Here is a 24,066-nt window from a genome sequence, read left to right on the forward strand (position 1 = left end):
TGCGCTGACGCAGCCGCCCGCGCCGCCCGCGACCGATGTGCAGCGCGTCGCCGCGCTCAAGCGCGTGTCGGACCTGCTGAGCTACGCGGCCGAAGATCACCCGGGCCCGGGCGCGGCCGCCGCGCAGCACCTGTCGGCGTCGCTCGCGAAACTCGCCGCCGCGGATGCCGCGACGCGCGACCGCGCCGAACGCGCGTTCTCCGATACGCTGCGCATCGCGCTCAACCAGCTCGCGTCGCTGCTGCAGCCGCAGGACGTCACGCGCGAATCGCTGCCGCCGCAGCTCGTGCGCGACTGGGTCGCGCCGGACGGCCATGCGCTCGTGCAGATCTCGCCGAAGGTGCCGAAGGGCGTCGACCCGGGCGACGACACGATGCTGCGCCGCTTCGCGAAGGCCGTGAAAGCCGCGGAACCGGGCACGACCGGCGGGCCGATCTCGATCCTGCATTCGGCCGACACGATCATCAACGCGTTCCTGCATGCGGCGCTGTGGTCGATTATCTCGATCACGGTCCTGCTGTGGGTCACGCTGCGCCGCTTCGGCGACGTGCTGCGCACGCTGGTGCCGCTGCTCGTGTCGGGTATCGTGACGCTCGAGCTGTGCGTCGTGCTCGGCATGTCGCTCAACTTCGCGAACATCATCGCGCTGCCGCTGATGCTCGGCGTCGGCGTCGCGTTCAAGGTGTATTTCGTGATGGCGTGGCGCGCGGGGCAAACCGGGTTGCTGCACTCGAGCCTCACGCATGCCGTCCTGTTCAGCGCCGCGACGACGGCGACCGCATTCGGCAGCCTGTGGCTGTCGCACCACCCGGGCACGTCGAGCATGGGCAAGCTGCTCGCGCTGGCCCTGACCTGCACGCTGATCGGCGCCGTGGTGTTCCAGCCCGTCCTGATGGGCAAACCGCGCGTCAAACGCGCCAAGAACCAATCGCAAGGAATCAATGAATAAGGTGCGAATCATTGCGGCGACCGTTGCCGCCAGCGCAGCGCTGACCGGCTGCGCGACGGGACCGAACCGCAACCCCAACGACCCGCTCGAGCCGATGAACCGGGCGATGTACAAGTTCAACGACACCGTCGACACGAACATCGCCCAGCCGATCGCGAAGGGGTACCAGAAGGTCACGCCGACGCCCGTGCGCACCGCGATCAGCAACTTCTTCTCGAACCTCGGCGATCTCGGCAACATCGCGAACAATCTGCTGCAGCTCCGCATCACCGATGCCACCGAGGATCTGATGCGCGTGGCGATGAACTCGGTGTTCGGCGTCGCCGGCCTGATCGACATCGCGACGCCGGCCGGGCTGCCGAAGCATCACCAGGACTTCGGCCTGACGATGGCGCGCTGGGGCGTGCCGTCGGGCCCGTATCTCGTGCTGCCCGTGTTCGGGCCGAGCACGATCCGCGACGGCGTCGGCCGTGCGGTGGACGTGCGCTTCAACCTGCTGAACTACATCGAGCCGGCCGCGCGCAACCCGATGTACATCGCGCAGTTCATCAGCGCGCGTTCAGACCTGCTCGGCGCGACCGACCTGCTGAAGCAGGCCGCGCTCGATCCGTATTCGTTCGTGCGCGACGCGTACCTGCAGCAGCGCAAGTCGCTGACGTATCGCAGCCAGTCGTCGTCGGCCACGGTGCCGACCTACAACGAACCGGGTGAATCGGGCGCCGTGCCGGCCGGGACGCCGGCCGTGCCGGGGTTGCCGAACTATGAGGATCCGGGCGATGCGGGCGGCGCATCGGGCGCTACGCCGAACAACGCGCCGGCCGCGCCGGGATTACCGCAGTACGACGATCCGGGTGCGGACAATGCGATGCCGGCGAGTGCGCCTGCCGCTGCACCGGCGGCGGCACCGGCTGCGGCATCGGCGGTCGCACCGGCGACGCCTGCGAGCGCTCCGGCCGCGCAGCAGTAACGCTGCAACGGCCGTCGCCGCAAAGACAAAGAGCGCTGCAGATGCAGCGCTCTTTTTTTGTCCGCGAGAAACGGAAAACCGGGGGAGAAGGGCGAGACAGGCGGCGCGTGCCGCTCAGACGATCCGCATCGCGCCCGCACGCTCGAACGCGTGCCGCGCCTGGATCAGCGTCGTACGCGCCGCGCGCGCATCGCTCGCGACCTGCAGCAGCGGGCCGAGCTGCGACGGCTGCTTCAGCAGTTCGCGCAGGATCGGCAGGATTGCCGTGCTGCCGTCGTCGCGCAGGCCGGCCGTCGCCGCGCTCGGCAACGTGCGCCACGCCGGATCGACGATCGCGCGGCACACCGCGAACGGTACGCCGCGCGCCGCCGCGAAGGCCGCCGCGATATGCGACTCCATGTCGACGGCAAGCGCGTCCTTCGCGCGATACAGCGACGTCTTTTCCTGCTCGCTGATGACCGGTGCGCCGACGGCCGCGATCGTGCCGCGCGTGACGCGCGCCCAGACCGGCGTGTCGTGCAGCGCGGCGACGAGCCGTGCGCTCCAGCCCGCGTCGGTCTCGACGCGGCCGAACGGCCCGTCGATCGCGCTCGCGACCACGAGCGCGCCGGGTGCCAGGTCGGGCGCGAGCCCACCTGCCGTGCCGAAGCTCACGATGCCCGCGCAACCGCGTGCGGTCGCCTCGGTCAGCGCGCGTTCGAGCCGGTCGGCCCGTGCGGCAAAGACAGCTTCGACGCCGTCGCCGCGCGCGATGCGCGCCTCGAACGCCATCCCCGTCACGGCGATGACGGGCAACGAGCCGGTGGATTGCGTCGCCACGCGTTACAGCCCGACCGTCACGCGCGTCGTGTTGTCGCGCTTCAGGTTGCGATAGCGGGCAAGCGCCCACAGCGGGAAGAACTTGCGATAGCCGTGGTAGCGCAGATAGAACACGCGCGGGAAGCCCGTCGCCGTGAAGCGCGTCTCGTCCCACAAGCCTTCTTCATTCTGCTCGGCGATCAGATAGTCGATACCGCGCGCCACCGCCGGATTGTTCACCTCGCCGGCCGCCATCAGGCCGAGCAGCGCCCACGCGGTTTGCGACGCGGTGCTCGGCGCCTGCTCGAAACCGCGATAGTTGAGCTTGTAGCTGTCGCCGTCCTCGCCCCAGCCGCCGTCCTTGTTCTGGATCGACAGCAGCCACTGCGCGCCGCGCTTCATGCGCGGATCGTCTGGCGTCAGGCCGGCCGCGTTCAGCGAGCACAGTGCCGTCCACGTGCCGTACACGTAGTTCATCCCCCAGCGGCCATACCAGCTGCCGTCCGGTTCCTGCTCCTTGAGCATGTAGTCGAGTGCGCGACGCGCCGGCTCGCTGTTCAGCGGCGTCTCGCCGAGCTGCGACAGCATCGACAGGCAGCGGCCCGACACGTCGGCCGTCGGCGGATCGAGCAGCGCGCCGTGATCCGAGAACGGGATGTTGTTCAGGTAGTACTGCGTGTTTTCCGGTTCGAACGCGCCCCAGCCGCCGTCGCTGCTCTGCATCCCCACGACCCACTCGCGCGCCCGCGCGATCGAATCGCGATACGCGTCGTTCTGCTTGAGTTGCTGCGCGCGCTCCATCGCCACCGCGACCACCGCCGTATCGTCGACATCCGGGTAGTGCGCGTTCGCGTACTGGAACGCCCAGCCGCCGGGCCGCACGTGCGGTCGGCGCGAGATCCAGTCGCCGCGCACGTCGAGGATCTGCAGCGGGCGCAGCCATTCGAGGCCGCGGATCGCGGCATCCTCGGCGCGCGCGTCGCGCGTTTCGAGCAGCGCATGCGCGGCGAGCGACGTGTCCCACACCGGCGACAGGCACGGCTGGCAATACGCTTCGTCATCGTGCACGACGAGCAGCTTCTCGATCGACTTGCGCGCGATCGCGCGGTTCGGGTGATCTTCCGCGTAGCCGAGCGCGTCGTACATCATCACCGAGTTGGCCATCGCCGGATAGATCGCGCCGAGGCCGTCCTCGCCGTTCAGGCGCTCGTCGACGAACGACACGGCCTGGCGAATCGCGCGTTCGCGCGTGTAGTTCGGGAACAACCCGTCGACCGCGCGCAACGCATGGTCGACCACGCGGAAGAACGCGAACCAGCCGGCGCTCTGGTGGCCCTGGCGCGGCAGCAGCCCGGCGTTGACGGGCGGATCGATGAACAGCTCGTCGATGCGCACGCCGCGCGGGTTCTTCGCGAGCGGGCGCTTCGCGTTCAGCACGAGCAGCGGCACGATCACGGTGCGCGCCCAGTACGACACCTTCGACAGATGGAACGGGAACCACTGCGGCAGCAGCATGATCTCGACCGGCATCATCGGCACCGCGCGCCACGGAATCGCGCCGTACAGCGCGAGCTGGATGCGCGTGAATACGTTCGACATCTCGGCGCCGCCCATCGCGTGGATGGCGCGGCGCGCACGCTGCATGTGCTCGGCGTTCTCGTCGTCGCCGATCACCTTCAGCGCGAAATACGCCTTCACGCTCGCGCTGATGTTCGGCGCGCCGTCGGTGAACAGCGGCCAGCCGCCGTCGGCCTGCTGGATGCGGCGCAGATACTTGCCGATCTTCTGTTCGAGCTCGAGGTTCGGCGTCTCGCCGAGATAGTGGACGAGCAGCACGTATTCGGCGGGAATCGTCGAATCGGCTTCGAGTTCGTAGACCCAGTGGCCATCCGCGTTCTGCGCGGCCAGCAGCGCGTCGGTCGCACGCGCGACGGCCGTATCGACGCCGGCCGGCACGGCGCCGGCGGACAGGGTTGCCATTTCGGTGAGATCGTTCATCGGTCCCTCTTTTACTTACTGTGTCTGGAGCACGTCCGCGGCCAGCTGGCCGGAGCGGATCGCACCCTCGATCGTGGCGGGCAAGCCGGTGGCAATCCAGTCGCCCGCCAGCACAAGATTCGTCCAGCGCGTACGCACGGCCGGACGTTTCATTTCCTGCGACGGCACCGCCGCAAAGCCCGCGCGCGGCTCGACGACGAGCTGCCACGCGGGGATGGTTTCCGGGTTCGCGCCGGTCACGCGCGCGACGTCTTCCCAGATGCGTCGCGCGAGCGTGTCGCGCGGCGTGTCGAGCCAGCGGCCCGCGTCGCGGATCGTCGCCGCGAGCTGGCCGCCGCCGGTGCGCACCGTATCAACCACACCGTTGACCACGGACGTCTGCAACGGGTGACCGGCCAGCGCTTCAGCCGCGAAATACGCGGTCACGACCGCGCTGAACGTATCGGGCGCGGTGAGTTCGGGCACGAGCGGCTGCGCGACCTCGGGCGGCACGGCCAGCACGACGGCGTCGCCCGGCGCGAGATCGATCCGCTCGCCGCCGACCGAAACCGCATCGACCGCGTTGCCGTGCGCGCCGAATTCGAACGCGTCGAGCCGCGAGTTCAGCCGGATCTGCGCGCCGCCGTGCTGCAGCATCCGCAGCGCCGGTTCGACGAATGCGCTGCCGAGGCCGTGGCGCGCGACGAGCGGACGGCAGCCGGGGCCGCCCGCGTGAAACGTGCCGCACAGCGCCGCACGCGCGAGCTCGGCGCTCGCGTGACGCGGCTCGACGTTCAGCACACCGAGGAAATACGGCCGCAGCCAACGTTCCCACAACATGCCGTCGCATCGCATCGTCTGTGCGAGTGAGCGGCCCATGCGCGCGAACGCGAGCGGGGCGAGCGCGAGGTAGTCGAGCGGCGTCGTGTCCGGCGCGCGCGACGCGGCATCGAACAGCCACGACGGCCAGCGCCCGTTGCCGAAGCGCAGCGTCCAGCGCTGCTGCGACGCGACGTCGACGACCGGGAATTCAGGCAGTGCGGGCCCCACGAGCTGGTCGGCCGCGCCGATCGCACGCAGGTAGCGCTGTGTCGCCGGCTGTCCCGCGAATACCGTGTGCAGCCCGCTGTCGAGCGTCGTGTTCAGCGTCCCGTCGAACCATGAGCGGCAGCGGCCGCCCGCATGCGCGTGCGCGTCGTGCAGCACGATGCGTCGCCCGCGGCGTTGCAGCTCGACCGCGGCCGACAGGCCGGCAACGCCGGCGCCGATCACGTGGACGGTCCTGGGCATCGACTCGGTCGGCTCAGAACAGCGCGTAGCGCGCGGCGATCATCAGCATGCGCGCCTTCGGCTTGCGCAGCGGTGCGCGCGGGAAGGCAAAGCCGCGTGCGATCGCGGCTTCGAGAATGCAGCGATACGCGCCCGACATGATGCGCGGCGCCTTCACCTGCGCACGCGCGCAGGTGTCCATCACCGCGTCGGCCTGGCGGAAGTGCTCGAGCGCGCGCTCGACGAGCGTCGCGCACACGCGCGGCAGCGCCGGATCGCGCACGATCGTCGCCGGGTCGGTGATCGCGATGCCTTCGCGCGCGAGCAGCTCGCGCGGCAGGTAGCAACGGTTGATCGCCGCATCGTCGTCGATATCGCGCAGGATGTTCGTCAGTTGCAGCGCGCGGCCGAGGTGATGCGACAGCTTGATCCCTTCGGCTTCCGGCATCCCGAAAATCCTCACCGACAGCCGGCCGGCCGCGCTCGCCACGCGATCGCAGAAGAGGTCGAGCGTCGGTTCGTCGGGTGCGCAGATGTCTTCGACCGCATCCATCGCCATCCCGTCGATCATCGCGTGGAAGTCGTCGCGCTGCAGGTTGAATGCGCGGATCTCGCGGTCGAGCGCGGCCAGGTGGCGCGGCGGGCGGCCGGCGAAGCACGCGTCGATGTCCGCGCGCCAGCGGTCGAGGCCCGCGTTGCGCTCGGCGCGCGGCAGGTCGCTGTCGGCGATGTCGTCGACCGCGCGGCAAAACGCGTAGACCTGGAACATCGCATCGCGCTGCACGGCCGGCAGGATGCGCATCGCAAGATAGAAAGAACTGCCCGATGTGACGGCAGCGGCGTCGGTTTCTTGTTCGTCCACGACGGAATTGGAAACGGCCAAGACAAGCTCCACGGAGACACCCACGCGGGGCGATTGAAGAAGCCATGCCCGGCTGGGATGGTCAGGGTGTCAAATGCGTGCGAGATATGCGAACGATCGACGCAGACAGGCACAAATTACCGGCCGGAAGCCGGAATTGGGCGAAAGTATAGCAATCTTTGAAGTTCGATGGCGGACACGCGCCGCGTGCGGCGGCATGCCGGAAGCCGTTGGCCGGCCCGGGCAGGACCCGGCGCGGGCCGCGCGTCAGCCGTAAACGATGTCGCGTTGCAGGTCGAGCGCAATCAGCCCCATTTCGCGGGTGAGCTGCAGCATCGAGCGGCGTTCGAGGCGAGAGCCCATGAAGCTCGTCACGCGGCCGTCGGGCTCCGCGGTGAACTGGAATGTCGCGCCGCCCGTGCCGAACCACGCGCCCGGCACATCGGGCGATTCCTGCCAGTCGATCTGCGCGAACACGCGTGCGATGCCCGCACGCACCAGGTCGCCGGGACCGATCGGCGGCGCGATGTCGCCGAGGTCGTCGAGCGAATAGGGGCCGGGCTTGTCCGGCTTCCGGTAGAAGAGATAGTCGACGTTCATGGGGCGCAATCGCAGGCAAAGCAACAAAGTAGCGTGCTTCGCGATAAATTCAAATCAGATACGAACGAAATGTGGCCTGTACGAGACAAGAGGAACAGATCGAATCCGGCCCGTCTGGGCGCATACAGGTTCGTCTAAGATGACACCTTTCTCAAGATCTGAAGACCCGGACACCATGGAGACGAACGCAAGCGCCACCCCGCAGTCCGATCATCCCGTTTTCGTGCTCGTGCACGGCGCCTGGCACGGCGCGTGGTGCTACGCGCACGTCGCGGCCGCGCTGGCCGCGCGCGGCCACCTGTCGATCGCGCGTGACCTGCCCGCGCACGGCATCCATGCCCGCTTTCCCGCTTCCTACTTCGCACGCCCGCTCGACAAGGACGCGTTCGGCGCCGAGCCGTCGCCGGTCGCGAACACGACGCTCGACGATTACGCCACGCAGGTGATGCAGGCGGTCGACGACGCGTACGCGCTCGGCCACGGCAAGGTCGTGCTCGTCGGGCACAGCATGGGCGGCCTCGCGATCACGGCGGCCGCTGAACGCGCGCCGGACAAGATCGCGAAGATCGTCTATCTCGCGGCCTTCATGCCCGCGTCGGGCGTGCCGGGCCTCGATTACGTGCGCGCACCTGAAAACAAGGGTGAAATGCTCGGCCCGCTGATGCTGGCGAGCCCGCGCGTCGCCGGCGCGCTGCGCATCGATCCGCGCAGCGGCGACGCTGCGTATCGCGAACTCGCGAAGCGCGCGCTGTACGACGACGTGCCGCAGGCCGACTTCGAGGCCGTCGCGAACCTGATGAGCTGCGACGTGCCGGCCGCGCCGTTCGCGACCGCGATCCCGACGACGGCCGCACGCTGGGGCGCGCTCGACCGTCACTACATCAAGTGCCTGCAGGATCGCGTGATCCTGCCCGCGCTGCAGCAGCGCTTCATCGACGAAGCCGACGCGTTCGCGCCCGGCAACCCGACCCACGTGCACCAGCTCGACAGCAGCCATTCGCCGTTCATGTCGCAGCCGGCCGTGCTCGCCGGCGTACTGGCCGCCATCGCGAAAAGCTGAGCGCGGCACGCGCCCAGGGCATCCGCGCCACGCACCGCGGGGCGGATGCGCTACCTATGCGTACGCGACCGACCGATCGCGCCCGAGCCGCTTCGCGCGATAGAGCGCGGCGTCGGCCTCGTTGACGAGCACATCGCTGGTCAGCGCGCCCGCCTTCGCACACGCGCCGCCGACGCTCGCCGTCACCGGCACGCTGACCCCCTCGGCATCGACCGGCACGCTGCCGATCGCATCGCGCACCTTGTCGGCCACCAGCATCGCCTCGTCGAGATTCGTGCACGGCAGCAGCAGCGCGAATTCCTCGCCGCCGAAGCGGCCGAACGTATCCTGCGCGCGCACGATCGACGCGACGCGACGCGCGGTCTCGCGCAGCACGGCATCGCCGGCCGCATGCCCGAAACGGTCGTTGATCGTCTTGAAGTGGTCGAGATCGAACAGCAGCACCGACATGTCGCCGCCGTAGCGCTGCCAGCGCGCGAATTCGTCGCCGAGCCGCGCCTCGAAGAAGCGCCGGTTCGCGATGCCGGTCAGGCCATCGCGATTCGCGTGCTCGCGCAGCTTCGCGACCGCTTCCTCGCGCTCGCGCTGCATCACGCTCACATGCGTGACGTCCGAGATCGTCACGCACACGGCTTCGACGTCGCGGCCGCGCGTGAGCGGCATGAACGTGCAGTCCTGCTGCATGTAGTCGACGCCGCCCGTGATCGGCCGGTCGTGCTCGAAGCGGAACAGGTAGGGCCGCTGCTCCCACGAGCTGAACGCGAAGCTGCCGAGCTGGAACACGCTCTCGAGCTTGCGCGACAGCCACGCGCGCGGCAGGTCGGGAAAACAGTCGAACAGGTTGCGGCCGATCACGTCCGCGGCGGGGATGCCGCTGTGGTCCTGCATGAAGCGATTCCACATCAGCACGGTCATCGTGCGGTCGAGCACGAACAGGCCGAAGCCCACCCGCTCGATCACGAGGTCGCTCAGCGACGAGGTGGCGGCCGTCATAGCGCGGACAGCAACGCGTCGAGCGCGTCGCCCATCAGCCGGATCGAATCCTCGGCCATCAGCATCACGAAGTGGGCCCGGAACGCGTGGTCCTCGAGCCCGAAGTTCACTTCCAGCAGCAATGCCACGCTCCATGCCAGCTCGGTCGGCTGGAATACGTCGTCGAACGACACGTTTGCGCCGAGCAGCCCCGGCGGAAAGAACACGGGCTTGCGGCCGAGTTCGTCGAGGATCGACGCGACGCACGCGCCCATCAGCACGTTCGCGACGTCGAACACGACTTCGTCGGGTGTCGCCATCCCGCCGTACACGCCATCGCCGAACGTGCGGTCGACGACCGACATGAGCCGCGCGATGCTCGCGGTGCGGCACAACACGATCGCTTCGCCCTTGATGTCGGAACGAAAACCCTGACGCACGGCGGTCACGTTGTCGTGAATGCCCGTCATCTCGCGCAGCGCGTCACCCGCGTCGGTCGCTTTCACGACCCGCACGCGCGGCACCGACAGCTCGATGAAGTGCTCGAGCAACAACGCGAGCCGCGCGGCGGCGCGGCCCATTGCGAGGTTGGCGATCTCCTGCAACGCGTCGCGTTGCTCCGCCGTGAACACCGAGTCAGGCATACAACCCATACTCCTTGAGAATGGGCAGCAATGCCTCCGACGTCACGGGCTTGGCTACGAATGCGATCGCGCCCAATTCGCGCACGCGTGCTTGCGCCTGCGGCTGAATATCGGCGGATACCACGATCACGAACGTGTTCAGATCTTCGTGGCGCAGTGTCTCGAGAACCTGATATCCGCTCATGTCGGGCATCGTCAGGTCCAGAAACATCACGGAAGCTTTGCCGTCACGATAGAGCGCCAGAGCCTCTCGACCATTCGCGGCGTACGCGACTTCGACGTCCCAGCCTCCCGGCAGCGCCTTTGTCAGAAGTTTGCGAGCGAGCAGCGAATCGTCGGCAATTACAATCGGCAAAGGCATGGGGCGATGCGGTATACGGAATGGTCTCTCTCGCGTTAACGACCGCGCGGCGCACTTCTTTAGGCGCCATGCGTTCGGGTGCGGGCAACCGTCTGGCGGCCGCGCGCGGGCGCCGCGGCGCGGGTGCGCGCGACGCACCGCGCGGCGAACACCGGCGGGCGCATATATCTGTCATAGGGAAAGCAAGGCGCGATTCTCTGAGTAAACCGGAGGCGATGCAACTCGCCATTTTCACCATTTCGAACAGAATTGGTCCGAACACGCGCCATTCCGAAAACAGCCACGACCATTTTCGAGATAAGTACGCAAAATTTTTCCTTGTGTACGTTTGCGCTGCCGGATTCGTCGCGTTTTCAATCTGACAATTTCCCCTGTCGAAATCGACAGGATGGCTGACGTCCGGGGCCGTGCGGCGGGCCGTCGCAACTCGTTTATGATGGCAGACACTTCCGCTTCACCCGCTTCCTCGATGACGTCCGACCGGCCCGCCGATTCCCACGCTCCCGCCTCTCCGCCCGCCGACGACTGGCAGGACGACGGCACCTATGCGTCCGGTGCGCCCGAGCACGATTTCGCGGTGCGTCGCGTGACGCTGATCGTGCTGCTCGTCGCGGCGATCGTGCTGCCGTGCATCTACGTCGTGGTGATGGCGTACAACGACCTGAAGACGCGCGAGGCCGCTGCAAGCGACGTGACGATGCGCACGGTGCGGGTGGCCGAGGAGCACGCGCTCAAGGTGTTCGACCTGAGCGAGACGCTCGATGCGCGCATCGTCGATCTCGTGCAGGACATGGACGACGCGACCGTGCGCAACCGGGAGTCCGACATCCACGAAGCGCTGAACACGATCGGCGGCGGCTATCCGCAGGTGGCCGCCGTGTCGATCTTCGGCGCGAGCGGGATGCTGCTCGCGAACAGCCTCTACTATCCGGCGCCCTATGCGTCGATCGCGAACCGCGACGACTTCGCCGGCATCCGCGATGGCAAGGTCATCGAACACATCTCGCGGCTGATGATGGGGCCGCTCAAGCTCGAGAACATTCCCGTGTTCAACACGGGCGTCGCGCGGCGCCATAGCGACGGTTCGTTCGCCGGGATGGTGTCGATCGCGCTGAAGTCGTCGTATTTCAACGCGTTCTACCGCGACCTGCTCGGCGGAGCGAGCACGCCGATGACAATGGCGCTCGCGCGCTCGGACGGCGCGGTGATCGCGTCGTATCCGCCGCCGCCGGCACTCGCGCACACCGATCGCGCCATCACGTTCGGCGACGCGCGCAACGATCCGCGCGCCGGCGTCGTGCGCGTGCGCCACGACGGCGCGAGCAGCGAGATCGTCGCGTATCGCCAGGTCGGCAGCTATCCCGTCTACGTGACGTGCTCGTACCGCACATCGGCGATCTGGCATGAATGGTACGAACACCTGAGCGTGCTGTTCCTCTCGATGTTCGCGCCGTCGGTCGCGCTGTGGTCCGTGATCTGGCTGTCGCTCAAGCGACTGAAGGCGGAAGAGGAGGCGTGGGACCGCTGGCAGGCCGAAGCGTCGATGCGGCGCTCGATCGAATCGGCGTACCGGCAGTCGCGCAAGATGCAGGCGCTCGGCAACCTCGTCGGCAGCGTCGCGCACGACTTCAACAACCTGCTGATGATCATCTCGAGCAACGTGCAGATCGCGCGGCGGCGCGGGGTCCAGCATCTCGACAAGGAACTCGGCGCGATCGAACGCGCGCTGAAGAACGGGCAGTCGCTCACGCGCCAGCTCCTCGGTGTCGCGCGCAAGCAGCCGCTGCACAACGAAACGATCGACGTCGGACAATGGGTCGACACGTGCCGCGAATTGCTGAAGACATCGCTCGGTTCGAAATCGTCGCTGGTCGTCGCGATCGAGCCCGGTGTCTGGCCGATCCGCGTCGACGTCGCGGAGCTCGAGCTCGCGGTGATCAACCTCGCGGTCAACGCGCGCGACGCGATGACGACCGGCGGCCGCTTCACGGTCGGCGCGCGCAACGTGACGCTGCGTCGCGAGGACGGTTTTCCGCTCACCGGCGATTTCGTGCAGATCTCGCTCGACGATACGGGTTCGGGCATGGCGCCCGACGTGCTCGCGCGCGCGTTCGAGCCGCTGTTCACGACGAAGGTGCAGGGGATGGGGACGGGGCTCGGCCTGCCGCAGGTGTTCGCGTTCTGCGAACGCTCGGGCGGCCTCGCGACGATCGACAGCGCGGTCGGCGCCGGCACGTCGGTGCGACTCTACCTGCCGCGCGCACGCGTCGAGGATGTCGTCGCGCGGCCGCCGGCGGTCGTGCACGAAACGGGGGCGGGGGCGATCGCCGGGCTGCACGTGCTGCTCGTCGAGGACAACGGCGAAGTCGCGGCCGGCACCGAAGCGCTGCTGTCGCTGCTCGGGCACCGCGTGACCTACGCGCCCACCGCCGACGACGCGTTGCGCCTGATCGAAGGCGCGGCCGCGAACGACGCGTTCGATCTCGTGATTTCGGATATCCACATGCCGGGCCGCCTGAACGGCATCGACCTCGCCGAAGCGGTCGAACAGCGGCCGGAGAAACTGCCCGTGATACTCGTCACGGGTTACGCGGAGGAGCTCGACCGCACGCGCACCGTCAACGTCCGCGTGCTGTCGAAGCCGTTCGACATCGCGCTGCTCGACGAGATCCTGCTGGGCATCCGTGAAGCGCGCGATGCACGACACGCGCGGCACGCCAGCACGTGACCCGCTGCGTGCGGGCCAGCGCCGGTGCCGGCGGCATGATCGGGTGTGGCGCTCAGGCCGACTTCAGCAACCGCACCCAGCCCGTGTAGCGATCGACGAAGCCCTGCAGGAACTTGCGGGTGTCTTCGCTGACGATCTGCCCCTGGTCGTCGATGCGTGCCGGATCGTGCTTGATGAACATCTCGGGCTGCCCGAGCGTCTTCACGTCGAGATACGCGAGCACGTTGCGCAGGTGCTGCTGCGCGAGCGCGGTGCCCGTCGCACCCGGCGACGTGCCGAGCACGGCACCCGGCTTGCCCGACCACGAGTTGGAACCCCACGGGCGCGAGCCCCAGTCCAGCGCATTCTTCAGCACGCCCGGAATCGAGCGGTTGTACTCGGGCGTGACGAACAGCAGCGCGTCGGCGGCCTCGATCGACTGCTTGAAGCGCTTCGCGACTTCCGGGAAATCCGCGTCGTAGTCCTGGCTGTACAGCGGCAGCTCGCCGATCTCGACGAACTCGAACGAGAAATCGGCGGGGGCGAGCGAGATCACGGCGTGTGCGAGCGCGCGGTTCCACGAAGCGCGACGCAGGCTGCCGACGACCACAGCAATGCGATAGGACATGGCATTCTCCTTCCGGTGAGTGAGGAATCGGATCGATTGCTTCCGAACGGGCGACAAAGGTCTGTTTATAGGCAAGCCAGCCCGCGAACCGCCCCACGGGGCCGTCCGGCCGACTTTCCACAAGGTTTTCCACAGAAATTGTGGATAAGTCGGCCGTGATGTTCTGACGTTACAGATTGCCTACCGCGGGTCGTTGCCGACACGCGACACAGGGTTCGGCAAGCATAGCGCAGCGCGCCGGCCGGTTTCATGAATTCGTGTCGGAACATGCATTGCAGGCCGGCACCGCGCCCAGTAAGCTGCTCGCACTGCGATGCGCCTGCCCTGTGACGCACGCGCGATCGCCTCGAGACACTTGCAACCCACCCATGCCGTCCGCCTACGACGATCCCGTTTATCTCGCCCAACTGCGGCGCGACCTGCTGCGCTTCGCGCGGCTCCAGCTCCGTGATGCCGATGCGGCCGAAGACGCCGTGCAGGAAGCGCTCGCCGCCGCGTGGTCGCATGCGGGCGATTTCGCGGGGCTGTCGGCGCACAAGACCTGGGTGTTCGGCATCCTGCGCAACAAGCTGATCGACGTGCTGCGCGCGCGGCAGCGGACGGTGAGCTTGTCCGCGCTCGATGCCGAGCTGGACGGCGAGTCGGTGCTCGATCGCGAGCTGTTCAAGGAAAACGGGCACTGGGCCGCGCACGCGAAGCCGCGACCGTGGCCACGCCCCGAAACGCTGTTGCAGCAGCAGCAGTTCTGGACGCTGTTCGAGGCCTGCCTCGATCATCTGCCGGAGCAGATCGGGCGCGTGTTCATGATGCGCGAATTCCTCGACTTCGAAATGACGGACATCTGCAGCGAATTGACGCTGACGACGAATCATTGCAGCGTGCTGCTTTACCGGGCGCGCACGCGCCTGCGAACCTGCCTGAGCGAACAAGGACTGACGACCGAAGATGCTGCCGGGGAAATGTACTGACGTGACGCGATTGCTGTCGGATGCGCTCGATCGGCATCTGACCCTGCATGAGCGCCTGCAGGTGCGCATACACCTGCCGACCTGTAGTGGCTGCAGAGCCTATCGCGGGCAGATCGCGCTGCTGCGGACGGCCGCGAAAGCGGCGGCGGGGCGGGGGCCTGCCCCGGGTGATGACGGAGTGTCGTCCGGGGAAGGCTAGGCCCGGATCGCGTGACCGCGATCGTCAGGGCCGTGGTCGTGTATTGCCCGGTGATCGAGCGAGCGGGCTTCGATTGCCGATGCTCGCGCTAGTGCTTGCACCGGGCTGACGCAATCAGAAAAATACGACGGGCAAGAATTATTCGAACAGCGCCTGCACCGATTCGGGCGGCCGGCCGATGGCGGCCTTGCCGCGATAAACGACGATGGGTCGCTGCAGCAAAATCGGATGAGCGGCAATTGCCGCATAGGCTTCCGCATCGGTCAGATCGGCGCGGGCCAGATTCAGCGCCTTGTACGGCTCCTCACCGTCGCGAAGCATGTCGCGAACCGGGCGGCCAAGCTGCCGATGCAGCGCTTCCAGTTCCTCGACCGTCGGCGGCGTCTTCAGGTACTCGACGACATTCAACGGCGCACCGGTGGTATTCAGCGACTCGACCAACGCAAGCGTCTCGCGCGACTTCGAGCATCGGGGGTTGTGGTAGATCGTGGTCATCATTCAGGCCTGGAAGGTAGAGCCCTGTATTGTAGCCAGTCTGTATTGGGGGCTTGGTGGGGCAGGCGACGAGGAATCGGGAGATCGGGCGCGGATTCGCTGCTTCGTAACGCCACGTGGATGAGTCGGTGCGATGGATCGCGAGAGGGGAGTGTTGATCGGAATGCGCTTCAATGAATTGGTGAGTTTATGCGCATAAAGGCGAGCAGGACAGGACGCTATCGCGGGATGATGAATAAAGGTCTGCATGTGTGGCCAATACGGTGGGGTTCGGTCTGTAAAGGGCGTAGCCGGTGGCGCCGTAGGACGGCTGGTTTATGCGCATAAAGCGGGCGACTGCCGAGCACGGGGACCTCGCAATTCGCGGAGCGGTGAATGCAGGGGCGTCGGTGGGATGCTGCTCGGTGGGATGCTGCTCGGTGGGATGCTGCTCGGTGGGATGCTGCTCGGTGGGATGCTGCTCGGTGGGATGCTGCTCGGTGGGATGCTGCTCGGTGGGATGCTGCTCGGTGGGATCCTGCTCGGTGTGATCCTGCTCGGTGTGATCCTGCTCGGTGTGATCCTGCTCGGTGTGATCCTGCTCGGTGTGATCCTGCTCGGTGGGATCCTGCTCGGTGGGATCCTGCTCGGTGTGATCCTGCTCGGTGGGATCCTGCTCGGTGGGATTGCTGCGTCGGTATGCTGCCTCGCAAGTCGGTCGCCCGGCACTGGATTCCGGTGCGGTCGGGAGGCGACCTTCGTTACTCGCCGTCTATCGCTCGCGGTTTATGCGCATAAACGTAGCGCCTGGATAGCGCGTCGGGTCGACGTACGCAGGTCGAGTGGTATATCTCGATGCTGCATACCCAGCCAGGGTGTACCACTCACAAACTACGATCAGAAGCACCTGCCCTCCCGGCACGATCGCGCGCCACGGTTTCCGCGGAGAGTTTATGCGCACAAACTCTCCAGCTCTCAGCCGACGCGACTCCATCGAGCGATAGGGCAGTGCACGCGGCACGCGCGGCAACTCGCTACTCACACCGACGACACCACTTGGAACCCCACCGAGTCGCTCACCGACCTCTCAGGCATACGCTACACCATGCGATCGAGTCATCAGCCATCGTCGGTTCGTTTATGCGCATAAACCGATAGCCCAAATGGCCAATACGTAGTTGTTGAACGACAATTTCATTGAAATCCAAATATCGTCCTGTAGAATTCCAACGACCAAAATAGGAGTGAAAATTGGCCGCGGAAATCATTGCAGTCACTCAACAAAAAGGTGGCGTCGGCAAAAGCACGATTGCCATGCACCTCGGTGCCGCGTTCCATGAAAAAGGGAAGCGCGTCCTCGTCATCGACGCAGACCGTCAAAACACACTGGTTCACTGGTCGAGCGCATCCGGCGACAGCGACACCGGCATTCCGTTTCCGGTCGTCAACCTGGCCGAAGCCGATGGCCAGATCCATCGCGAGATCAAGAAGTTCATCAACGACTACGACATCATCGTCGTGGACTGCCCGCCGTCGATCACCGAGAAGGTATCGGGCGTGGTCCTGTTGGCCGCATCGATTGCCGTGATCCCGACGTCGTCGTCGCCGGCGGATTACTGGTCGAGCGTCGGGCTGGTCAAACTGATCCAGCAGGCGCAGGTCATGAACGAAGACCTCCGCGCCGTCTTCCTGCTGAACAAGACCGAAGAGAAGCGCATGCTGACCCGCGAGCTCAAGCGTGCGCTCGAGGAACTCGGCTTCCCGTTGCTGAAAACGCAGATCCCGACCCGGGAGGCGTACAAGCAGGCGATGGCGCTCGGTCAGACCGTGCTGCAGATGAACGATCGTGGCGGCAAGCTGGCCGCCGCAGAAATTCGCGCATGCGCCGACGAAATCGTCGCCATGCTGCCCTGACTTTATGCGCACAAAGGAGTCACATGAAACCCTCCCAATTTGCCAAAGGATTCCAAGCGCGCCCGGATATCACGACGAGCGAGAAGCGTACGGCGCTCGATCGACTCAATGCGATCGACGGCATCGTCAAGTCCGACACGCCCACTCCGGCACCGACCAAATCGGCGAAGAAAGACATCGCGCCGCCGCCCGCTCCTGAACTCACGCTCGATCCGTCGATCGATGAATCGGCGCAATATCGCGCGTGGCGTCTCGAGAACCGCTATGCGCCGGGACAGGTGATCGAGCTGCCGCTGAAGGCGATCAAGCATAGCCCGTTCAATCCGCGGCACTTCTATCTGAAGTCGTCGATCGCCGAACTCGCGGTCAACCTCGCAAAGCAAGGGCAGCAGCAGGCGATCCACGTGATTCCGGACTATGAGAACCCGGGCACGTATTTCGTCAGCGACGGCGGCCGCCGCGTGCGGGCACTGAAGGAAGCGAACAAGGAATCGGTCAAGGCGATCGTGATCGACGTGCCGATCGGCATCCAGAGCTACAAGCTCGGCTACGATCTCAACGTCCAGCGCGATTCACAAACGGTGTTCGACAACGCCGTCGTGTGGCGCCGCTTCCTCGACGACAAGCATTTCCAGAGCCAGAAGGAGCTCTCCGAGCACCTCGGCCTCGACGAATCGACGGTGGCCGTCGCACTGTCGATCGGCAAGCTGCCGGAAGCGATCATGCAGGAAATGGTCGCGCGCCCTGATCGCTTCGGTTCGAACATGGCGTATCAGGTCGGCCGATATCACAATGCGCGCGGCACCGAGGCGACGCTGCGGCTGATCAACAAGATCGTGTCCGACGATCTCAGCACGCGCCAGGTGTCGGACATCGTCAAGGGCCGCGTCGCGGCGCAGGAAACGCCGAAGGCCACGGGCCGTCAGCGCTATGCGCAGCGTCTCGAGATCAAGCTCGGCGGCAAGTCGGTCGGCGACCTGAAGTCGTATGGCGAAGATCGCATCGAATTGCGCCTGCGCGGTCTCCCGAAGGACAAGCGCGACGCGATCCTCGAGCAGCTCGAGCGGATGCTGTTGTCGGAGTGATGGAAACGGCCCGCAGGGCCTGGTGAGGACGCCGGGCCCGCCAATCGAGGGCGGGGCCGGCGGCGGCCCGTCAGCGGGCCTGAGGGGGCCTCAGGCGGCCCGCGACTGATTCAGCGTGAACGACAGCAGGTCGCCGTCCGTCGGCTCGCCCCAGGTCCTCTGGGCCAGCCAATCGAAAAAGGCCGTCTCCGCCAGCTTGGAATCGAGGCCGCGCTTGCGCCAGTCATCGCGCAGATGCGTGCCCATCGTCGGCAGCGCCTCCGATTCGAACGACTCGCGTGCCACTTCGCGCTCCGCGTCGCCCTGCTCTTCGTACAGCACCTTCGCTTCCTTGCGGCGGAACGCCGCGAACTCGCTCAGCAGGCGCGCCTTCAGATCGTCCGGCTGGGCCGCTGCAATCTTCGGGGACGGCGTGCCGGCAGGCAGCGCGTCGACCGACTCGACCGGCGGCGCATAACCCTTCTTCAGTGCATCCTTGAACAACGCCGGCGCGCTGCGCACCGGCGGCAGCGTGGTGCTGCGCATCCGCTGCTCGGTCATCTGCAGTGCGGCACGAATGCGGTTCTCCTCGCTGTCCGCATAGAGCGTCTGCGCTTCCTTCAACGGAATCCCGAGCTTCACCATCCGGTCGACCAGCGTGCTGTCGAACACATTCGGGTGTTCGTCGAGCGCGAGCATCGGCTGCTTGCGTTCGGTCACGCGGAACTGGATCTCCGCAACCCGGCGCCCTTCACGGTGCTCGATCAGTTCGACGAAGATGTTGGTGACCGCGTTGACTTCCGCGATCGCGGGACGCAGATAGTCGCGCTTGAAGTACTTGTACTCGCGCTTCGCCTCGTCGCCGGCTTCCGTGTCGGGCGTGCCCGACAGGATCGGCCGCCACCATTCCCACGGCTCGCGCATCGTCAGGTGGCTCGGGTTCGTCAGGTAGCGCACGCAGATTTCGTACAGCGCGAGACCGGCGCTGCTGCGCAGCTGGCTCTGGAACTGCAGGCTCAGACGCGCATACTGGACCGGGTCGAGCAGCTTCTTCTTGATCTTCGGCGCAAACGAGAATTCGACCCACACGCGACGGGTCGCCGGATCCTCGAGAATTTCCGCATCGGCGATCAGCGTCGAGATCCCCCACTTGCGGCCCGGCTTCTGGCTCGACGTCCCCGTGCTCCATTCGACCTGCACCGACACCATACGGCGCAGGTGTTCCTTCACCAGCGCGGTGTCGTTCGAATCAAAGGCGGAGTTGGCAACGATGTCCGACAGCAGCGCGCGATACGTATCGCCCGAGTCGTCGGCCTGCTGCGCCACGGCCAGCAGGACATTGAACAGCTTGCGAGTGAGGAGCGTGATCTTGCCGCTCTTCGGCTGAATTGCGATCGCCTCGACGGCCTTCCGCAATTCGGCTGAACTGGCACTCACCACATCCACATCGGTTTTCTTGGCGCGCTTCGTCGTGGCCATACGTCGGGTCGGAGGAGAAGTTTCCCGGAAGGATAGCGCCTGCGGTGAAGTGCGTCCAGAACGACATGCTCACCATAGCGGGTGAAGTGCGCGTGCAAAACGGCACTCACCCCAGGCGCTCCCGAAAACCCTCACCGCTCCGGATTTGCAGCGTTCCGGACTCGTCCAGACGTGCTGCGGGATGCGCCGATTCACAGAATTTCACCTGTGCTCGACACGTGCGGAATGAGCTCCCGTATCGGCTCACCTTACGATTTGTCGTAATTTTACGACTGCGCAGCTGTGCGTTCGGCACAGCGTTGCGATCCCACGTCGGCGCGCCTCCCGATCGCCCTCCATCGGCCTGTATGCATGTACAGGCGTGACTTACCGGGTGATCGGAATCGGATCCGACATCCCGAAAGACGCCTGCGAAACCGGCCCGCGCGACCCGATCAGGCGTCCTTTGCCGGCCCGGGCGCGCATTGTACAGCGCACAAACCGTATCGGGTCCCGAAAATACTCACCTCAAGCACAGTGCCTTCATTCGTCCGGATGTAGGCGAATGCCCGACACGCGCGGGATTCACTACCAGGGCCTCCCGAAAACGCTCACCTTACCTAAAAATCGCTGTGCCGCCCCAGACACGGGAATGACTCCCGAAAAACCTCACCGTAACCGCCTCGGTATCAAAAATCCCAATGCCTTCCGATACTTATGCACAGAAGGCATTTGGCTGTGCGTCGCCGGCATCCCCCGAAAAGCCTCACCTTTCGACCGAATTCCTTCATACGACAACCTCATGTCAGGCCCCGAAAAATCTCACCTGTGCCAAAAAGTGGCACAGCAAAAATGAGATTTCTTCCAGTCCTGGCGGGCTTTTCGACGAATCCAGCCGTTCACAGGTCCCGAAAAACCTCACCTTTGACCATTTTTCGGGCAAATTCCATTCCCGAAAAGCCTCACCTGTGACCGGAATCACAGCCTGTGATCGGGGTCCCGAAAAATCTCACCTCAAGGGGATCCGGGCAGGAAAACCCGGATTTCCCTCCCGAAAAGCCTCACCTTTAGGGCTTCACCGGCCCCCTCGAGCGCTTTTGCGGTGCAAAATGGCGGTCGTTTCCCGGAAATCCTCACACCAAACACCCGTGGAGTCCCGTGAAACCTCACCTTTCGGAAAAACTGCCTAAAAGATGGGCAGAATCGGGGCGCGAAGAAGGTCCCGCAAATTCTCACCTATGTCTGCACAGGCAGAAAACTGTGCAGTCAGGCACCGCGCGGGTTCTGTGGCTGTGAGGCCCCGAAAAACCTCACCTTTGGCAAATCTCGTGTTTCACTGTGATCCCGAATCCGCTCACGACCTTTCCCGCAACGGCTCACGCAGCTCCCTGAACCCAATCACGTCAGCTCCCGCAGAAGATCACCTTGGCTCCCGTAAAACTTCACCTTGTCGGCCGGAAAGCCTTGCAGCATAAGGCTGTGCCGTGGCGTTAACGTTTTTAACTAAGGATTCAAGGGTGTTTACTTCTAATACTCTCAAGACATCGGCTGACGAGTTTTCCACAGACACCCCAACCCCTGAACACCGACAGGCAATCGGATCCGCTGTCATGTGAAACAAATGCCGAAATTCGGGGTCTGCAGGAAAATGCTTGCGAGACAAGGACTTGGCTGACTTTCTTCGCTTTGTTTCACGGAATCCTGGACCACAGTCGTCCGGATTGGCTCACAGACCTGATTTCTGTGCAAAGCGACGTAAATTCACAACGGCAAGCCGAAAAAGGTATCGATAGATACGTATTTCGTTATGATTGCCACATTTCAATGTCTGTGAGCACAGCGATGACCCTGGACGACATACGCCAAGCCATTCGGGACGAACTGGAATCGCTGCGTGCGAACGGTGCACGACGGCAGGAACTGTCGCTGCACGCATGCAAGCGGTTGTTCTTCGATCTTGGCATCAGGCCGTCGGCTGCCAACGTCCGCGATCTCACCCAGACCGGCAGCGCCAGCGATATCCCGAAAGACATCGACCATTTCTGGGAGCGCATCCGTTCCGCCTCCAAAATCAGGCTCGATGGTGCTGCCATCCCGAAAGCCGTCGAGGAAAAGGCGGGGGCATTGCTCGGCGCACTCTATGAAGAAGCGTTGAAAGCCGCGCGGGACAGTCTCGATGGAGATCGCGAGCAGGTTCGCGCTGGCATTGCCGACGCCGAACAGCGGCTGCGCGACGCAACCGTCCGCCAGGAGACGCTCGAAGGCGCGCTCGCGCGTGGCGAAGCGAAAAACGAGCAGTTGCAGGCTCGTGTGACCGAACTCGAGATCCAGCTCGCGTCGCAAACGACACACGGTTCGGCCAGCGAAGCGACGCTGCTCGCCACAGTCGCCCGACTGGAGAAGGAACTGGCCGCGGCCGCCGGTCGCCTCGAAGCCGAGCAGACGCAAAATGCGACGCTGCGCGATCGCATCGATGCGCTGCAGGCAGAACTGCAGCAGCGCACCGAGCACTACGCGCAGCAAATCAAGGACGCAGTGGCCGAAGCCGAACGCCGCGTCAAGCCGATGCTGGTCGAGCTGGATTCGTTGCGCAGCATGGCGTCGACCTACCAGAGCGGTTTGCGCGACGTTCAACGCAAGGAATTCGATTTCCTGCAGCAACTGAGTTCGGCCAAGGCACGCGCCGACCGGCTCGAAGAACAGTTGCGCAGCCAGGGTGATGAACTGGAACGTGCGACGCGCGAAGTGAGTTCGTTGCGCGCGAGCCGCGGCATGAATCCGGAAATCGCCGCGCTGATCCGCCGCCTGGCCGATGCCGGGCAACTGGATGCGGAAGCGTTTGCCGCGATCGGCACCTCGCTGGATCAGGAGATTCCGGTGCCGGCCCATTGTCCGCATTGCGACGGTGAGCCGGAGCTGTCACACGGCGAAGAAGGTTTCGAAGTGGCCTGCCCCGAGTGCGAACATGCTTCGGGCGCATGGCCGTCCCGATTCGAAGCGGTCGCGCGATTCGCGCACACATGACGACAGCATAGGCCGCGCCACACAGGTGAGACGATCCGGGAAGCTTGAGGTGAGGTTTTTCGGGAGCTGTGAAACGGTGAGGCTGCGCCACACAAGGCTGCTCACGGATCGCTTCGCGTGAGCAGCCAATTAGTGATCAGTGAGTTTCGTCGCTATCGGACGCGTCACCATTGCCGTCGGCCAGCCCGTCACGCCAGTTCTTCCATGCACGATGCAAGCGGTTCGACGAGATTGGCCGCATGAAGCCCAGCCACTTGCCGACCCGTTCGGGCGGCACGTCGTGTTCGAACAGTTCAGCCGCATAGGTATTGCGCAGTGTTTGCGGGCTCGCGCGCGCGGTGCGCGACGACGTTAGCCCGGCGGATTCGACGATTGAGTCGATCGCGCGCAGCATCGTCGCCTTGTGCATCGGCCGCCCGGCATGGGATGCCGGGAACACGAGCTCCCCCGGAATGTCCTGGCGCTTGCGCTCGGTGAGCCAGGCTTCCAGCAGGGCGATAGCGAACGATGCCAGGTGGGTTTCGCGTGCGAAATCCGGATGTGTCGACTCGATCTGCAGTGACGTTCCACTCGTATTGATGCAACTAATCGTGAGCGCACGCGCTTCGCCGGTTTTGATGCCGGCGCCGAGAAAGGCCGCAACGAGCGCGCGGTCGCGCCGCTCTTTCCAGTACGCGGAACCGGATACGCCGATCGGCGAAAACAGGTACGCGAGCAACGTCGCGCGCTCGGCCGGCGTGAGGAAACCGGTCGGTTCGTTGTCGCGCGCCTTGCGCCAGTTCGCTTCGCCATCCTGAGCAATGAATCGGGCCGGGTTGGTCGACGCGTATTCGGCGCGCCGGATGTGGTCGAGCACGCGCTCGATCAGCCGCAAATAGCGCATTCGCTGGGTTTTCCGGATCGGAAGTTCGCCGACGAAATTTGCGATGGTTGCGGTATCGACCGTGGCCAGATTCTTCTGGTGTGCGCGCATCCATGTGAGAAACGCGCCCCATTGCGCGCGATAGACGTCGGCTGACGAGCGGCGATAGTCCTGCATCGCGAGCCAGGCATCGAATGCGGCTTCTGGCGAGACGATCCAGTCGGAAGCGCCGCGGTCGAACAGATCTGTTTCTTCCGGGCGTGCCGGGGTGTCGGGAGAGGCGGGAAGAGACATGTGGTTTATTCCGTT

22 protein-coding genes and 1 pseudogene are annotated in these 24,066 nt (G+C 65.3%); 11 read left to right on the top strand and 12 right to left on the bottom strand.

The annotated features are described in order from the left end of the window. Positions 1 to 949 (top strand): annotated as a pseudogene (locus F3J15_RS11865) (RND transporter); the annotation flags it as partial. After that, positions 942 to 1,916, top strand: coding sequence for a VacJ family lipoprotein (locus tag F3J15_RS11870; protein WP_166891076.1), 975 nt, complete (start codon positions 942 to 944; stop codon positions 1,914 to 1,916). The pseudogene F3J15_RS11865 and the gene F3J15_RS11870, both read left to right, overlap by 8 nt. Positions 1,917 to 2,030: 114 nt before the next feature. Here F3J15_RS11870 and F3J15_RS11875 read toward each other — a convergent pair whose 3' ends face one another. The 5 genes from F3J15_RS11875 to F3J15_RS11895 all read right to left on the bottom strand — a co-directional run bounded on the left by F3J15_RS11875 (position 2,031) and on the right by F3J15_RS11895 (position 7,422). Then, positions 2,031 to 2,687, bottom strand: coding sequence for a phosphorylase (locus F3J15_RS11875; RefSeq protein WP_205190787.1), 657 nt, complete (start codon positions 2,685 to 2,687; stop codon positions 2,031 to 2,033). 51 nt (positions 2,688 to 2,738) lie between these two features. After that, entirely contained in the window at positions 2,739 to 4,712 is a 1,974-nt protein-coding gene (gene shc, locus F3J15_RS11880) for a squalene--hopene cyclase (RefSeq protein WP_069252799.1), read from the bottom strand. A gap of 15 nt (positions 4,713 to 4,727) precedes the next feature. Continuing rightward, positions 4,728 to 5,981, bottom strand: coding sequence for a hydroxysqualene dehydroxylase HpnE (gene hpnE / locus F3J15_RS11885; RefSeq protein ID WP_166891079.1), 1,254 nt, complete (start codon positions 5,979 to 5,981; stop codon positions 4,728 to 4,730). Between the two features lie 13 nt (positions 5,982 to 5,994). After that, positions 5,995 to 6,843 (bottom strand): presqualene diphosphate synthase HpnD, encoded by an 849-nt coding sequence (gene hpnD, locus F3J15_RS11890; protein WP_166891082.1) that lies wholly within the window; start codon positions 6,841 to 6,843, stop codon positions 5,995 to 5,997. Positions 6,844 to 7,089: 246 nt separating this feature from the next. Further along, positions 7,090 to 7,422: a hypothetical protein gene (locus tag F3J15_RS11895; protein WP_166891085.1), complete on the bottom strand. Its 333-nt coding sequence runs from the start codon at positions 7,420 to 7,422 to the stop codon at positions 7,090 to 7,092. Positions 7,423 to 7,597: 175 nt separating this feature from the next. On the opposite strand from F3J15_RS11895, the gene F3J15_RS11900 reads away from it, so the two are divergent. Next, positions 7,598 to 8,482 carry an alpha/beta fold hydrolase gene (locus F3J15_RS11900; RefSeq protein ID WP_166891088.1) on the top strand — a complete coding sequence of 295 codons (885 nt, stop codon included), beginning with the start codon at positions 7,598 to 7,600 and terminating at the stop codon, positions 8,480 to 8,482. A 54-nt stretch (positions 8,483 to 8,536) separates the two neighbouring features. Here the strand turns inward: F3J15_RS11900 and F3J15_RS11905 are convergent, their stop codons facing one another. Genes F3J15_RS11905 through F3J15_RS11915 form a run of 3 tightly spaced genes read right to left on the bottom strand, consistent with a single transcriptional unit; the run spans position 8,537 to position 10,459 of the window. Further along, entirely contained in the window at positions 8,537 to 9,475 is a 939-nt protein-coding gene (locus tag F3J15_RS11905) for a diguanylate cyclase (RefSeq protein WP_166891091.1), read from the bottom strand. Further along, positions 9,472 to 10,098, bottom strand: coding sequence for a chemotaxis protein CheC (locus F3J15_RS11910; protein WP_069252804.1), 627 nt, complete (start codon positions 10,096 to 10,098; stop codon positions 9,472 to 9,474). Before F3J15_RS11910 ends, F3J15_RS11905 begins: the two co-directional genes overlap by 4 nt. Next, on the bottom strand, positions 10,091 to 10,459 hold the full coding sequence (locus tag F3J15_RS11915; protein ID WP_039344648.1) for a response regulator: 369 nt from the start codon (positions 10,457 to 10,459) through the stop codon (positions 10,091 to 10,093). The genes F3J15_RS11910 and F3J15_RS11915 overlap by 8 nt, the downstream gene beginning before the upstream one ends. A gap of 20 nt (positions 10,460 to 10,479) precedes the next feature. Here F3J15_RS11915 and F3J15_RS11920 point away from each other — a divergent pair, with 20 nt between their 5' ends. Together F3J15_RS11920 and F3J15_RS11925 are read left to right on the top strand one after the other, a co-directional pair. Then, the gene (locus F3J15_RS11920; protein ID WP_083266192.1) at positions 10,480 to 10,821 is read left to right on the top strand and encodes a hypothetical protein; all 342 of its coding nucleotides are present in this window, start codon (positions 10,480 to 10,482) and stop codon (positions 10,819 to 10,821) included. Positions 10,822 to 10,928: 107 nt separating this feature from the next. Next, on the top strand, positions 10,929 to 13,187 hold the full coding sequence (locus F3J15_RS11925) for a hybrid sensor histidine kinase/response regulator (RefSeq protein WP_166891094.1): 2,259 nt from the start codon (positions 10,929 to 10,931) through the stop codon (positions 13,185 to 13,187). 52 nt (positions 13,188 to 13,239) lie between these two features. On the opposite strand, the gene F3J15_RS11930 is transcribed toward F3J15_RS11925, so the two are convergent. Beyond that, positions 13,240 to 13,794 (bottom strand): NAD(P)H-dependent oxidoreductase, encoded by a 555-nt coding sequence (locus F3J15_RS11930; RefSeq protein ID WP_069252806.1) that lies wholly within the window; start codon positions 13,792 to 13,794, stop codon positions 13,240 to 13,242. A gap of 368 nt (positions 13,795 to 14,162) precedes the next feature. On the opposite strand from F3J15_RS11930, the gene F3J15_RS11935 reads away from it, so the two are divergent. Both F3J15_RS11935 and F3J15_RS11940 read left to right on the top strand, forming a co-directional pair. Beyond that, the gene (locus tag F3J15_RS11935; protein ID WP_069252807.1) at positions 14,163 to 14,762 is read left to right on the top strand and encodes an RNA polymerase factor sigma-70; all 600 of its coding nucleotides are present in this window, start codon (positions 14,163 to 14,165) and stop codon (positions 14,760 to 14,762) included. Beyond that, positions 14,740 to 14,961, top strand: coding sequence for a zf-HC2 domain-containing protein (locus F3J15_RS11940; RefSeq protein WP_166891097.1), 222 nt, complete (start codon positions 14,740 to 14,742; stop codon positions 14,959 to 14,961). Before F3J15_RS11935 ends, F3J15_RS11940 begins: the two co-directional genes overlap by 23 nt. Before the next feature lie 138 nt (positions 14,962 to 15,099). Here the strand turns inward: F3J15_RS11940 and arsC are convergent, their stop codons facing one another. Further along, complete coding sequence (gene arsC / locus F3J15_RS11945) at positions 15,100 to 15,459, bottom strand: arsenate reductase (glutaredoxin) (protein WP_166891101.1); 360 nt, start codon at positions 15,457 to 15,459, stop codon at positions 15,100 to 15,102. Positions 15,460 to 15,850: 391 nt separating this feature from the next. Between arsC and F3J15_RS11950 the strand changes: the two genes are divergently transcribed. The 3 genes from F3J15_RS11950 (at position 15,851) to F3J15_RS11960 (ending at position 18,434) form a co-directional block, all read left to right on the top strand. Then, a complete protein-coding gene (locus F3J15_RS11950) occupies positions 15,851 to 16,585 on the top strand; it encodes a hypothetical protein (RefSeq protein WP_166891104.1) in 735 nt (244 codons plus the stop codon). Positions 16,586 to 16,686: 101 nt separating this feature from the next. After that, positions 16,687 to 17,349 (top strand): ParA family partition ATPase, encoded by a 663-nt coding sequence (gene parA / locus F3J15_RS11955; RefSeq protein ID WP_011353621.1) that lies wholly within the window; start codon positions 16,687 to 16,689, stop codon positions 17,347 to 17,349. Between the two features lie 23 nt (positions 17,350 to 17,372). Then, complete coding sequence (locus tag F3J15_RS11960; protein WP_166891106.1) at positions 17,373 to 18,434, top strand: ParB/RepB/Spo0J family partition protein; 1,062 nt, start codon at positions 17,373 to 17,375, stop codon at positions 18,432 to 18,434. Between the two features lie 90 nt (positions 18,435 to 18,524). Here the strand turns inward: F3J15_RS11960 and F3J15_RS11965 are convergent, their stop codons facing one another. After that, positions 18,525 to 19,892 carry a replication initiation protein gene (locus tag F3J15_RS11965; RefSeq protein ID WP_011353619.1) on the bottom strand — a complete coding sequence of 456 codons (1,368 nt, stop codon included), beginning with the start codon at positions 19,890 to 19,892 and terminating at the stop codon, positions 18,525 to 18,527. 1,821 nt (positions 19,893 to 21,713) lie between these two features. On the opposite strand from F3J15_RS11965, the gene F3J15_RS11970 reads away from it, so the two are divergent. Further along, positions 21,714 to 22,895 (top strand): DNA-binding protein, encoded by a 1,182-nt coding sequence (locus F3J15_RS11970; RefSeq protein WP_166891109.1) that lies wholly within the window; start codon positions 21,714 to 21,716, stop codon positions 22,893 to 22,895. A 136-nt stretch (positions 22,896 to 23,031) separates the two neighbouring features. Here F3J15_RS11970 and F3J15_RS11975 read toward each other — a convergent pair whose 3' ends face one another. After that, entirely contained in the window at positions 23,032 to 24,051 is a 1,020-nt protein-coding gene (locus F3J15_RS11975; RefSeq protein WP_166891112.1) for a tyrosine-type recombinase/integrase, read from the bottom strand. Positions 24,052 to 24,066: the final 15 nt, after the last annotated feature.

The organism is Burkholderia sp. Ap-955 (assembly GCF_011753045.1).
Lineage (GTDB): Bacteria > Pseudomonadota > Gammaproteobacteria > Burkholderiales > Burkholderiaceae > Burkholderia > Burkholderia lata_D.

What these genes read in the sequence shown, in the direction of transcription:
- F3J15_RS11910 (WP_069252804.1), bottom strand. Translation starts at nt 10,098, where the DNA reads ATGCCTGACTCGGTGTTCACGGCGGAGCAACGCGACGCGTTGCAGGAG.
- F3J15_RS11960 (WP_166891106.1), top strand. Translation starts at nt 17,373, where the DNA reads ATGAAACCCTCCCAATTTGCCAAAGGATTCCAAGCGCGCCCGGATATC.
- F3J15_RS11940 (WP_166891097.1), top strand. Translation starts at nt 14,740, where the DNA reads ATGCTGCCGGGGAAATGTACTGACGTGACGCGATTGCTGTCGGATGCG.
- F3J15_RS11870 (WP_166891076.1), top strand. Translation starts at nt 942, where the DNA reads ATGAATAAGGTGCGAATCATTGCGGCGACCGTTGCCGCCAGCGCAGCG.
- F3J15_RS11900 (WP_166891088.1), top strand. Translation starts at nt 7,598, where the DNA reads ATGGAGACGAACGCAAGCGCCACCCCGCAGTCCGATCATCCCGTTTTC.
- F3J15_RS11965 (WP_011353619.1), bottom strand. Translation starts at nt 19,892, where the DNA reads ATGGCCACGACGAAGCGCGCCAAGAAAACCGATGTGGATGTGGTGAGT.
- F3J15_RS11925 (WP_166891094.1), top strand. Translation starts at nt 10,929, where the DNA reads ATGACGTCCGACCGGCCCGCCGATTCCCACGCTCCCGCCTCTCCGCCC.
- F3J15_RS11920 (WP_083266192.1), top strand. Translation starts at nt 10,480, where the DNA reads ATGGTCTCTCTCGCGTTAACGACCGCGCGGCGCACTTCTTTAGGCGCC.
- hpnE (WP_166891079.1), bottom strand. Translation starts at nt 5,981, where the DNA reads ATGCCCAGGACCGTCCACGTGATCGGCGCCGGCGTTGCCGGCCTGTCG.
- shc (WP_069252799.1), bottom strand. Translation starts at nt 4,712, where the DNA reads ATGAACGATCTCACCGAAATGGCAACCCTGTCCGCCGGCGCCGTGCCG.
- F3J15_RS11905 (WP_166891091.1), bottom strand. Translation starts at nt 9,475, where the DNA reads ATGACGGCCGCCACCTCGTCGCTGAGCGACCTCGTGATCGAGCGGGTG.
- F3J15_RS11950 (WP_166891104.1), top strand. Translation starts at nt 15,851, where the DNA reads ATGCTGCTCGGTGGGATGCTGCTCGGTGGGATGCTGCTCGGTGGGATG.
- F3J15_RS11875 (WP_205190787.1), bottom strand. Translation starts at nt 2,687, where the DNA reads ATGGCGTTCGAGGCGCGCATCGCGCGCGGCGACGGCGTCGAAGCTGTC.
- F3J15_RS11930 (WP_069252806.1), bottom strand. Translation starts at nt 13,794, where the DNA reads ATGTCCTATCGCATTGCTGTGGTCGTCGGCAGCCTGCGTCGCGCTTCG.
- F3J15_RS11970 (WP_166891109.1), top strand. Translation starts at nt 21,714, where the DNA reads ATGACCCTGGACGACATACGCCAAGCCATTCGGGACGAACTGGAATCG.
- F3J15_RS11935 (WP_069252807.1), top strand. Translation starts at nt 14,163, where the DNA reads ATGCCGTCCGCCTACGACGATCCCGTTTATCTCGCCCAACTGCGGCGC.
- F3J15_RS11895 (WP_166891085.1), bottom strand. Translation starts at nt 7,422, where the DNA reads ATGAACGTCGACTATCTCTTCTACCGGAAGCCGGACAAGCCCGGCCCC.
- F3J15_RS11975 (WP_166891112.1), bottom strand. Translation starts at nt 24,051, where the DNA reads ATGTCTCTTCCCGCCTCTCCCGACACCCCGGCACGCCCGGAAGAAACA.
- F3J15_RS11915 (WP_039344648.1), bottom strand. Translation starts at nt 10,459, where the DNA reads ATGCCTTTGCCGATTGTAATTGCCGACGATTCGCTGCTCGCTCGCAAA.
- arsC (WP_166891101.1), bottom strand. Translation starts at nt 15,459, where the DNA reads ATGATGACCACGATCTACCACAACCCCCGATGCTCGAAGTCGCGCGAG.